General features: G+C 36.6%; 8 protein-coding genes. 1 reads left to right on the top strand and 7 read right to left on the bottom strand.

The genetic code is table 11. The features are described 5' to 3' along the window. Positions 1-21: 21 nt before the first annotated feature. The 5 genes from ACVWM0_RS04500 to dnaE form a co-directional block, all read right to left on the bottom strand. Positions 22-567, bottom strand: a complete 546-nt coding sequence (locus ACVWM0_RS04500) for a GNAT family N-acetyltransferase (protein ID WP_476473435.1) — start codon at positions 565-567, stop codon at positions 22-24. A 57-nt stretch (positions 568-624) separates the two neighbouring features. Then, entirely contained in the window at positions 625-1,803 is a 1,179-nt protein-coding gene (locus ACVWM0_RS04495; protein ID WP_476473434.1) for an MFS transporter, read from the bottom strand. Between the two features lie 141 nt (positions 1,804-1,944). Then, positions 1,945-3,699 carry a pyruvate kinase gene (gene pyk / locus ACVWM0_RS04490; protein ID WP_476473433.1) on the bottom strand — a complete coding sequence of 585 codons (1,755 nt, stop codon included), beginning with the start codon at positions 3,697-3,699 and terminating at the stop codon, positions 1,945-1,947. Positions 3,700-3,760: 61 nt separating this feature from the next. Then, complete coding sequence (gene pfkA / locus ACVWM0_RS04485) at positions 3,761-4,723, bottom strand: 6-phosphofructokinase (RefSeq protein ID WP_476473432.1); 963 nt, start codon at positions 4,721-4,723, stop codon at positions 3,761-3,763. Between the two features lie 199 nt (positions 4,724-4,922). Further along, entirely contained in the window at positions 4,923-8,255 is a 3,333-nt protein-coding gene (dnaE, locus tag ACVWM0_RS04480; RefSeq protein WP_476473431.1) for a DNA polymerase III subunit alpha, read from the bottom strand. 143 nt (positions 8,256-8,398) lie between these two features. Here dnaE and ACVWM0_RS04475 point away from each other — a divergent pair, with 143 nt between their 5' ends. Continuing rightward, on the top strand, positions 8,399-8,590 hold the full coding sequence (locus ACVWM0_RS04475) for a YjzD family protein (protein WP_476473659.1): 192 nt from the start codon (positions 8,399-8,401) through the stop codon (positions 8,588-8,590). A gap of 26 nt (positions 8,591-8,616) precedes the next feature. On the opposite strand, the gene ACVWM0_RS04470 is transcribed toward ACVWM0_RS04475, so the two are convergent. After that, on the bottom strand, positions 8,617-9,834 hold the full coding sequence (locus tag ACVWM0_RS04470; RefSeq protein ID WP_476473430.1) for a multidrug efflux MFS transporter: 1,218 nt from the start codon (positions 9,832-9,834) through the stop codon (positions 8,617-8,619). 302 nt (positions 9,835-10,136) lie between these two features. Next, the gene (locus tag ACVWM0_RS04465; RefSeq protein ID WP_476473429.1) at positions 10,137-11,573 is read right to left on the bottom strand and encodes an NCS2 family permease; all 1,437 of its coding nucleotides are present in this window, start codon (positions 11,571-11,573) and stop codon (positions 10,137-10,139) included. Positions 11,574-11,644 lie beyond the last annotated feature (71 nt).

Raw genomic sequence — 11,644 nt, 5'->3', positions numbered from 1 at the left:
ACCATAAAACAGGGGCTTCTATCACTGTCTATCGTGACTATTTAACTGCTTATTAAAATTTTTATACGTCTCTTCCAGCTCTTGTTGAAACGAGGCATTCACTTGGTCTTCATTGAAAAATAACAAGACATAATGAACACCTACCACTTCAACTTTCACAGAGCTAAGCACTAGTCCCTGCCTTAAATAAAAAGCGATGCGCCTTTCTTGCTCAACCTTCTTAATGGCATCCTCAGCAAAAGCTGGATCTTCACATTCTAATATAAGAGATGTCTCTTTCTTCTCCTCAATGATCCATGATAACATCTTACCTCCGTAACCTTGGCCTCTTTTAGTAGACGTTACTGCAAAATAATCTAATACTTGGACCTTAGTCGTAATATCAAAAAAGAAAGCATAAGCTCTAAGCATTCCTTCTTCTTCCATAACATATGCTTCATAACGTCCTTCTTGGTATAATTCTACCAATTGCTGTTTTGTTTTACGTTCTTCTTTTGGAAAATCATTTAGCAGATACCTATCGTATATGTCCATCATTTCCAAACACTCAATTCGTCGTATGTCCATGTCATCCCTACCTTACATCATTTTAGTCAAAATAAAAAAAGAAGGTTATTAACCTTCTTAAACAGTTGATTCACTGGTTTCTTTTTTCCATAAAAGAGATAAAAAGCTCGTAATCAATAGTACCACAGCAGAAACATAGTATGGATAAAAATGATTAATATCAAATAACATACCAGACGCCATTGGTCCCAAGATGTTACCGAAACTAGTAAAGGTTGAATTCAAACCATTTACTGTTCCTTGTCTATTTCCTGCATGTTTCGATAAATAAGTCGTAATCGCTGGTCTTAGTAAGTCAAAAGCTAAAAAGACCACGAATGTACACATGACAACAACCCACTTATTTCTCGTAAAAGCAATCACTCCGATAAAAATGGCACTAGCAAAGAATGAAATACGAATCAACCCGACTTCACCAATCATCTTGATAATGCTATCAAAAAAGACCACTTGGCAGATCAAGGCTAATACACCACTTACTGTGATAATCATGGCAATTTCAGTTGTTGTAAAACCAAAATTAATCGTTGCCATGATGCTATAAATTGATTCGAAGGCTTGTAAGCCAAATGAAGAAATCAAAATAACAATAAATGGAAACGTAAAGACTGGATTACGTAAAATATCCATTACTGAGCCTTTAGCTGCTACTTGGCCATGAACCAATTGTTTCTCTGGTTCTTCCAAGACAATAATAGCTAAAATACAACCAATTAACGCTAAAAAAGCGGCCGCAAAAAAAGGCACACGCATACCAAAATGCGCAATAAATCCACCAACACCTGGTCCGATAATAAACCCACCACTAATCGCAGCAGATACAAGCCCCATCGCTTTTGGTCGTTCTTCAAATGTTGTAACGTCAGCTACATAAGCGGTTACAGACGGCATAATCAATGCGGCCGATATCCCTCCTAAAGCCCTAGAAAAATACAACCACTCCACCGTATGGCCTAAACCAAAAATTAACTCTGATACCGAGAAAATAAACATCCCTGTCGCAATAATCTTTTTTCTTCCTATTTTATCAGATAAATGCCCCGCTATTGGAGACATGATTAACTGAGTAATCGCAAAAACAGATATTAACATTCCCATTGTGGCACCAGATAAATGCATTGATTCTTTTAACGTCGGCATAACTGGAATGACCAAACCAACACCCAAGAATACTAAAAATAAGTTTAAAATAGCTAAATAGAGCATTTTATTCCTATTTTTTATTTCAATTTTCATTTTGCCCCTCCTTCCATATCACACAATTTTACACTATCTCATTTTTTTATTCTAGATATTTTTTAAAATTTTCTTTATAAGCTCATTAAAAAAAGAAAAAGGGATAAAATCCCTTCTTCTTTATGAACGTCTATATCATCATTAAAACGCTGTTTCTCCTTCGTAGACAACACCTTGTCTAGGATCTAGTGTCATAATAATATCATTTGCTATTAAATCAGTTGCATTCTCAACACCTACGATAACGGGAATTCCTTCTGCAATCGCCACAACGGCAGCATGAGAAGTTAATCCACCTTCTTCAACAATTAATCCTGATGCTTTTTGAATAGCTGGCATGTAGTCACGGTCTGTTGTTTTCACAACTAAAATCGCGCCTTCAGTCATTTGATTGGTTGCTTCTTCCGCACTTTTTGCCACAACTGAGCGAGAAACAACTGGATCATTACCAATCCCTTGACCACCACATAATTTAGAACCGATTAATTGAATTTTCATTAGGTTTGTCGTACCTTTTTCACCTACAGGAACGCCTGCAGTAATGATTACTAAGTCCCCATCTTTTGCAAAACCAGTATCTTTTGATACTTTCGTTGCTAATTGGAACATATCATCTGTTGATTCTGGTTTTTCAGAAACAACTGGGAAAACGCCCCAAGTTAATGATAAGCTTCTTGCTTTTTTATCACTGAATGTTACAGCAACAATATGAGCTTTCGGACGATATTTAGCAATCATTCGAGCAGTATGTCCTGAATCAGTTGCTGCCACAATAGTAGAAATACCTAAGTTTTTAGCCGTATGGCCAACTGCTTGACCAATTGATTCTGTCATATCTGCTTTTTTATAAAGTTTTAACGCGTAAGCATCACGATCAATTAAAACTCCTTCAGTACGAACAGCAATGTTGTGCATTGTTTGAACAGCTTCTACAGGATATTCCCCTGCAGCCGTTTCACCTGATAACATAATAGCATCTGTTCCGTCATAAATTGCGTTAGCCACATCACTCGCTTCCGCTCTTGTCGGACGAGGATTGTGTTGCATTGAATCTAGCATTTGGGTTGCCGTAATAACTGGTTTACCTAATGCATTACATTTTTTAATCATTTCTTTTTGAACAATAGGTACATCCTCTGTAGGAATCTCAACACCCATGTCTCCACGAGCTACCATTAGTCCAGCAGATACCGTTAAAATATCATCTAAATTATCGATACCTTCTTGGTTTTCAATTTTTGAAATAATTTGAATATCTGTTGCATTTTCTTCTTCTAAAATCTTTGTAATTTCTAACACATCACTCGGTCTTCTAACAAAACTTGCGGCGATGAAATCCACATTATTCTCAATACCAAAACGAATATCTGCAGCATCTTTCTCTGTAATCCCAGGTAAATTAATGCTTACATTAGGAACGTTGACACCTTTTTTGTTTTTAAGAACACCTTCGTTCAAGACTTTTGTTACCAATTCATTGTTCGCTGTATCAATTTCTAGTACTTCTAAGTCAATTAATCCATCATCTAAAAGAATATGATTACCAACAACCACGTCGTTGATTAATTCTGGATAAGTCACTGAGAATTTTTCTTTTGTTCCTTCGACAGGTGTCATTGAAATACGAACAACTTGCCCTTTAGAAAGTTCAACACGGCCGTCTTTCATATCATTCGTACGAATTTCAGGACCTTTCGTATCTAATAAGATAGCAATTGTTTTACCAGTAATTTTTGCAGCTTCTCTAATATTTTTAATTCTAGCACCATGCTCGTCAAAATCTCCATGTGAAAAGTTTAAACGTGCTACGTTCATTCCTGAATTCATTAACTCTACTAGAGTATCAACAGTTTCACTTGCTGGCCCAATAGTACAAACGATTTTTGTTTTTTTCATTATTAAACGCTCCCTGTGTTATTTAATATTATCTATAATTGGTAATTCAATAATTTAGAAATTAGAAAGAAATTTGATGATTCAAATCATATAAACTCAAGTCGGGTGTATGTTTTTTAGTTTCTAACACTTCAATTATATCTGAAGCTACTAATTGATTATTAACCAAGCCAACACATAAACCACCGCGGCCTTCTTTAAGTAAATCAACAGCATAAGAGCCAAATTTACTTGCAAGTACTCTATCTCTTGCTGTGGGCGTACCACCACGCACAATATGACCTAGCACAGATACACGAGCATGGAAATCACCGTACTCAGATAACTTATCAGCAAATTCATGTCCTGGCATAACACCTTCAGCTAAAATAATCAGACAATGTTTTTTACCACGGTCACGACCTTCACTGATTCTTTTCGCCACTGAAGACATATCAAATTCGTGCTCTGGAATAATAATGTCATCCGCTCCACCTGCGACACCTGCCCATAGAGCGATGTCTCCTGCGTCACGTCCCATCACTTCAATAATAAATGTGCGGACATGGGATGTTGCTGTATCTCGAATTCTATCGACGGCATCAACCACTGTGTTAATCGCAGTATCAAACCCAATCGTAAAGTCTGTTGCAGGAATATCATTATCAATCGTCCCCGGAACACCAATAGCTGGAAAACCACGTTTAGTTAACGCTAAGGCTCCATGGTATGAGCCATCTCCACCAACAACGACTAATCCTTCAATACCGAATTTTTTCAATTGTTCAATCCCTTTTAATTGTCCTTCTTCTGTAGCGAACTCTGGATAACGCGCAGAATAAAGGAATGTTCCACCACGTTGAATAATATCCCCTACATCTGGAACTTCTAACTTAGTAATATCTCCTGCGACTAAACCGGCATATCCGTAATTGATTCCATATACTTCCATACCTTCATGAATTGCTTTACGAGTCACTGCTCTAACGGCAGCGTTCATTCCAGGGGCGTCTCCCCCACTTGTTAATATAGCGATGCGTTTCATAAGTTTATCCCACCTCAACTAAATTATCTAAAACTATTTTAAATTATGTATAAAATACTTAAATTCAAAATTAATTTTACCATTTTTTTTGTTAAAAGTCTTTCAATATCTATAAAAATTAATGAAAAAATTATGAAAATCATTTTTATTTATCATTATTTTTAGTTTCATTCTTCCAAAATGCCTATATTAATGCTTTTTACCTGAAAACAATAGAACCTAATCCTAATAAATTTTCCACACGTTCTTTCAATTCATCATTTTCATAAACCCAATCGACCTCGTCTAAAAGGAGTCTCTCTTTCTCTTTTGTGTAAACTAACACAACTTTTTGCGGCCCTTTATACTGATTCAAAACCCCTCTTAATTGTAACAGACTATCGTGATTATTGGTATCTGGATCAATTTTTATGAAACAGGTAGGCAATACTTCAATTTTGGACACATTATCGGCTAACTCTACGGTATTAGCAATGACTTGTAACGTTTGATTGTACTTACTTTTTTCCACCTTACCTTCAATCATCACAACACTATTTTCTTTTAATTGTCCTACTACGTGTCGATATAATTTTGGGAACAAGGTAATGTCCATCTCGCCACTGGCATCATTCACTTTTAAAAAGGCCATAGAATCCCCTTTTTTAGTCCTGATTTTTTTGATGCTGATTACATAGCAAAGTAGCGTACCCACTTGATTCTCAACTAAATCTGAAATGGCTGTAATGTTTCGACCTGTCAATAGGTGAGCGTAAGAGTCCACCGGGTGCCCTGATAAATACGTCCCTAGATATTCCACTTCTTGATTTAATTTATCATTCACGGAATAATCTGGCACTGTTTCTTTTTTTAAACTCAAAATATCAAGCAGATCTAAGCTACCCGCACTATATTCAATGTTTCGAATAAGTCCATCCAAATCAATAACTAACTGTTTCCTATTACCGTGAAGCCCGTCAAATGCCCCTATATAAATTAAGGGTAAGATATTGCTTTCTTTGAGCCACTTTCCATCAATTCGAATCAAAAAGTTCTCGAGGGATTTATAATTCCCATCTGTTTTGCGCGTCGTCAAAATATTTTGAATAAAATCCCGACGAACCCCTTTAAGAGCTGAAAAACCAAATAAAATCGTCCCTTTTTTCATAGTAAAGCTATAATCACTTTTGTTAATATCCGGAGGTGTCACCACAACTCCGTATCGTCTCGCTTCAGCTACGTATTCTTTAATCTTAACCAAGTTATGTCTCACAGAATGAAGCAATGCTGTGAAAAAGGCTGTTGGGTAATGAACTTTTAAATACGCCATTTGGTAAGCAATCACTGAATACACTACCGCATGCGAACGGTTAAACCCGTAATTCGCAAAGTGTTCAATATAATCATAAACTTCATTTGCAACAGACTCTGTATACCCCTGAGCCATTGATCCCGAAATAAAATGTTGCCGTTCACGATCTAGAACACCTTTTTCTTTCTTACTGATAGCACGCCGTAATATGTCGGCTTCCCCTAAAGAAAATCCAGCCATCAATGAAGCAACCTTCATAATTTGTTCCTGATAAACCATAATACCGTAAGTCTGGTCTAATATTGGTTTTAAATCATTATGAGGGTATTCAATCTTTGATTCACCATGTTTTCTAGCGATAAATAGATCAATGTTTTGCATCGGTCCTGGTCGGTACAGCGCGTTAACTGAAGCAATGTCTTCAATTGACGTCGGTTTTAATTTTTTTAATACATTTTTGATACCTGCTGATTCAAACTGGAAAACCCCCACAGTGTCTCCACGTCGGAATAATTCTAACGTTTGATCATCATTGAGTGGAATATCTTCTAATTTAATGGTTTCTCCGTAATGATACGCAATCATGTCCAAAGTATTTCCTATAATAGACAAATTTCTTAAACCTAAAAAATCCATCTTAAGTAAGCCAACATCCTCGACTTCTTTCATAGCAAACTGAGTCAAAGGAATTCCATTAGACCCTGGTTGTAGTGGTATCAACTGAGTTAAATCTTGGTCACTAATGACCACTCCAGCAGCATGAGTAGAGACATGGCGTGGTAACCCTTCTATTTTTTTTGCTGTCTCAAACAATAACGTGTTTTTTTGAGAATAATTGACAAGTTCTCGTAATTTATTTGATGACCGGTACGCTTCGTCCAATGTGATTTTTAATGTATTAGGAATGGCATCCGACCAATTATTAGCTTCACTTTGAGATAAGCCAAACACACGCCCAACATCTCTTAATGCCATTTTAGCGGCCAATGTTCCAAAAGTAGCAATCTGAGCTACCCTGTTGTGTCCATATTTCTGATTCACGTATTGAAGCACTTGGTCTCGCTTATTATCTGGAATATCCATATCAATATCAGGCATGGTATAGCGCTCTTTGTTTAAGAATCTCTCAAACAACAAATCATAAGCAATCGGATCCACATTGGTAATACCTAAAACATAAGAGACTAAAGATCCAGCTGCTGAACCTCGACAGGCTGTCACAATGTTTTCGTTCTTAGCATACAACATAACGTCCCATACAATCAGGAAATAATCATCATAGCCCATCTCGTGAATAACTTCTAATTCCATCTCTAAACGCGAGACATATGTGTCGGTTACTTCAGGAAAAAGTTTATCCAACCCTTGATAGCACAGTTCTCTTAGTTTTGTTTCGCTGGTCACATGCTGTGGCAATGGATATTCCGGTAATAAAGTCTGGTTTAAAGGTATCTCAACATTTATTTTTTGAATCAATGCTTCATTATTCATTAAAGCTTCTGCCAAACCAGACTCAACAAAACGCTGTTCGAAACTTTCCTTAGTGAGTAAATATCTCTGTCCTGTCACTTGTTCTAGACCTATGTCTAACGTTTTTCCTTCATCAATGTACCGCAACACTCGGACTGCGAAATCATCATTCGGCAGAAGGTATCTCACATCTTGGCAAGCTATTAGAGGAATATCATAGGCTCTCGACCATTCTTTGTGTTGCTCTACCAGTAATTCTTCCCCTTCTGATTGAGCAATCCCCAAATACATATCATTTTCTTGAAACAAGCCTTTTAAATCCTCTACGATGGTAGTTATTTTTTCATTTTCTAACGGGTTAACATGACTCATCTCATGTTGATACCAGGGTAAGATGGCAACCAACCCAGAAAAATAATCTGACACATCATCCAAATAAAACGAGCGTCTATCAGATTCTGTTTCCATTTTTAACGTAGATAAATGGATAAGATTGTGATATCCCTCTAAATTTTTGGCTAACAGGACAATACGATTATTAGGCGATTCATTGTACCGCGAATGGTAGTTAAGCGTTAAGCCAATTAAAGGTTTAATTCCCTCGTTTACACATGTTTGATAAAATTCAATAACACCATACATCCCATTAATATCAGTAATTCCTAACGCTTGATAGCCATATTGTTTGGCTGTGGCTACTAACTCGGGTATTTTATTAGTACTTCCTAACAAAGAGTAAGATGTTAAGCTTTGTAATTGTCCTAACTGCATGTCATCCCCCCACTATTTGATAATTCTATTATATCATACTGAATTTACTTTTTATTCACAAACAGCTTTTAAATAACACTAGGTTTGTCTTTACTTTTTCTTTTAACCTTGATAAACTGAAAGATGAAAAGAGGTGGCAGATGATGGGTAAATTAGTTGTTCTAATGTGGACATTTGTTTTAGGTCAAGTAGTAGGTTACATCGGTGGTTCATTAACACAAGGTTCTTATGACTTTACTAAAACAACCATCGTTTCTTTAATTGCAGGCGTACTAATCATGATTATTGGTGAGGTCGCATTGCCTAAAAAAGATAATAAAGCTAAAAACAATTAAATAAAAAAGCTAGAAGGGACAACCTTCTAGCTTTTTTTGTTTTTTATAAGAGGTTTGATTGACAATCTTCCTCTAAAATTTACCAGTGTAATCACAATATTCATCACTATCAAACAACTGGTTGCTACGAAAACAGAGCGATATCCCGAAGCATTCGCTACAACAGAACCTATCATAGGACCTGCAACTTGACCTAAGTTAGTTGACATTTGATTAAAACTAAAGATACGACTCATCCCTTCTACAGGTGCTAACTTGCTAATTAAAGCATTAACAGACGGCATCAAAGCCCCTGTTGAAAAGCCCATCATGAAACGTAAAACACCTAATTGAAAAGGCGTTTGCACCATCGACATTGGATAGATACATAGCACAGATAAAATCAAACCACCAAGTAATACCCTCTGATTACCAAATTTATCACCAATCTTACCTAAAAAAGGTGATGATAGCACCGTCGATACACCTGCAACAGATACAATTAATCCACTAATAAACAATATATTAGCCATTTCACCCCCCAGTTCTCTGATATAAAGAGTGAGTATTGGACTAATACTTGTCATACCAATTTGTAAAATTAGAGTGGTTAAAAACAAACCGAATAATACGCCTGGCTGTTCAACCTTCTTAAAGACTTCTTTTGTCGAAATCATATTCTTCCTCTCAACAGGCTTGAAATCTTCTTTAATAAAGAAAATCGTCAATAGTGTCGTCACGACTAATATCGCTCCTGTCACGATAAACACATTTTCAATCCCAACTGTTTGGGCTAAAAAACCTCCCAAGGAAGGACCTATCAAGGTACCTGCTACCCCGCCTGTCGCTAATGTACCTAATGCCCATCCATTTTTCTCAATCGGTGCTTGAGAAGCTACCATCGCTGTGGCATTGGGAATATAACCTGCCAGTATGCCGTTTAAAAAACGCATCACTAACAACCAAAACACATTAGGAACAAAAGCTAACGATCCCATAGTAATTGCCATACCTAATGAGGCTCTAATCATCATTAACTTACGGCCCTTTCTATCAGCTAAATTCCCCCATAAAGGAGCTACAATCGCTGCAGAAAGTGCCGTTAAACTAATTGATAAACCTGAATAAAACTCAATCTTATTTTGTGGCGCTCCTAATTGCTCAATGTATATCGGTATAAAGGGCATTACTAAACTAAAACTCGCGCCTGTAAAAAAACACCCAATCCACGCAATATACATATTCTTTTTCCAATCTACTTCCATCTTTTTCCCTCTCTCATATTCATTCAGCATCACAACGGATATGAATAATCGAACGAAGTCGTAGACCGTGACTTAGCACGGTTGAACGTTACCGATTGGTAATTAAGATAATATCTGAAATCAGTTTTTGAACAATCAGGTACGTCATCTGACAAACTACTCTCATTACTCGAACTTTCCATATGTATCCCTCTCCATTTGTTTACTTATCCTTAAATACTACTACAAAGAACCAATATTATCTACACATACACCTTAAAAGGCGCGCCACACTAAAAATAGAGTGACGCGCCTTTGTTTGATTACATCAAAGCTAACATAATAAAATTAATAATAAACAACCCTGTTACCACCCATAAAACAGGTGAAATCTCTTTTGATTTGCCTTTAACAACTTTCAAGATCACATAGAAGATAAAACCAACAGCAATTCCATAAGAAATACTATAACATAAGCCCATAAAAATAGATGTAAAGAATGCAGGAATCGCTTCTTCTAAATTTGTCCACTCAATCTCTTTAAACGAGGCCATCATCATGATACCTACAATGATTAAAGCTGGGGCTGTCGCCTGCGCTGGTACAATACCGACAATTGGTGATAAGAAGCTACTTAACAAGAACATGATTGCCACAACGACTGAAGTTAGTCCTGTTCGACCCCCAGCGGCAATTCCTGCTGAACTTTCTACAAAGGTTGTCACATTAGATGTCCCAAAAATAGCCCCTACTGTTGTTGCTATTGCATCTGAAAACAAGGCTTTATCCATCTTAGATTTAACCCCACGACTCTCAGCAACAGCTAACTCGTCTTCTTGTGTAAAGATTCCTGTTCGTCTACCTGTGCCAATAAAAGTCCCAATCGTATCAAAAATATCAGATAAACTAAAAGCTAGAATGGTTAACAATACTTGAGGTATCTTAGAAGCATCTGCAAATAATGAGGGCATCCCATTCGGTCCAAAAGCAGCACCAAAAGTTGTCCCTAATTCTTTAAATGAATTGCCTAAAGAATTTTCTTGGAAGTTAACTGTACCTAGATCAACTACTCCCATAGGAATAGCAATCACTGACGTCACCATAATCCCAATCAAAATAGCCCCTTTAACTTCTAACACAACTAATATCGTTGTAATAATAAGACCAATAACTGCCAAAAGAATAGCTGGATTATTAAAGTTAGCCAGACCAGGGACAATCCCTCCATTAGAAACCACATTAACTACTTTATCTCCATCAACGACAGCATCAACAATTGTATGCTCATCTGAAATAAATTGTAAGAACCCAGCATTTTTAATCCCAACATAGGCAACAAAAATCCCGATACCACCACCAATAGCGTGTTGTAAACTTTCTGGGATAGACTGAATAATTAATTTTCTAAATTTCGTAACGGTAATAATAATATTGATAATACCACATATGAATACCATCGCTAAAGCCTGTTCCCACGTATAACCTAGACCCATAACAACTGTAAATGTAAAAAAGGCATTCAAGCCCATTCCTGGTGCTTGTGCGTAAGGAACATTTGCGAACAATCCCATGATCAGTGTTCCTACTGCTGCACTAATGATTGTTGCTAAAAAGACTGCTTGAAAAGGCATGCCGGATAAGGACAAAATACTGGGATTAACAAATAAAATATAACTCATTGCAAAAAACGTTGTAATCCCCGCCATAATTTCTGTTGATACCGTTGTACCGTTCTCTTTTAACTTAAAAAACTTTTCCATTTCTTATTGTTCCACCTTTGTTTTCCATTTTATGTTCGTGTTTATCTATCTCAATACAAAGTATACGAGAT

Source organism: Vagococcus sp. 211 (assembly GCF_056322705.1).
The sequence above is the reverse complement of the archived record's forward strand: the minus strand, read 5'-3'. Positions and strand labels throughout refer to the sequence as shown.

What these genes read in the sequence shown, in the direction of transcription:
- pyk (WP_476473433.1), bottom strand. Translation starts at nt 3,699, where the DNA reads ATGAAAAAAACAAAAATCGTTTGTACTATTGGGCCAGCAAGTGAAACT.
- ACVWM0_RS04495 (WP_476473434.1), bottom strand. Translation starts at nt 1,803, where the DNA reads ATGAAAATTGAAATAAAAAATAGGAATAAAATGCTCTATTTAGCTATT.
- ACVWM0_RS04500 (WP_476473435.1), bottom strand. Translation starts at nt 567, where the DNA reads ATGGACATACGACGAATTGAGTGTTTGGAAATGATGGACATATACGAT.
- ACVWM0_RS04465 (WP_476473429.1), bottom strand. Translation starts at nt 11,573, where the DNA reads ATGGAAAAGTTTTTTAAGTTAAAAGAGAACGGTACAACGGTATCAACA.
- dnaE (WP_476473431.1), bottom strand. Translation starts at nt 8,255, where the DNA reads ATGCAGTTAGGACAATTACAAAGCTTAACATCTTACTCTTTGTTAGGA.
- pfkA (WP_476473432.1), bottom strand. Translation starts at nt 4,723, where the DNA reads ATGAAACGCATCGCTATATTAACAAGTGGGGGAGACGCCCCTGGAATG.
- ACVWM0_RS04470 (WP_476473430.1), bottom strand. Translation starts at nt 9,834, where the DNA reads ATGGAAGTAGATTGGAAAAAGAATATGTATATTGCGTGGATTGGGTGT.
- ACVWM0_RS04475 (WP_476473659.1), top strand. Translation starts at nt 8,399, where the DNA reads ATGGGTAAATTAGTTGTTCTAATGTGGACATTTGTTTTAGGTCAAGTA.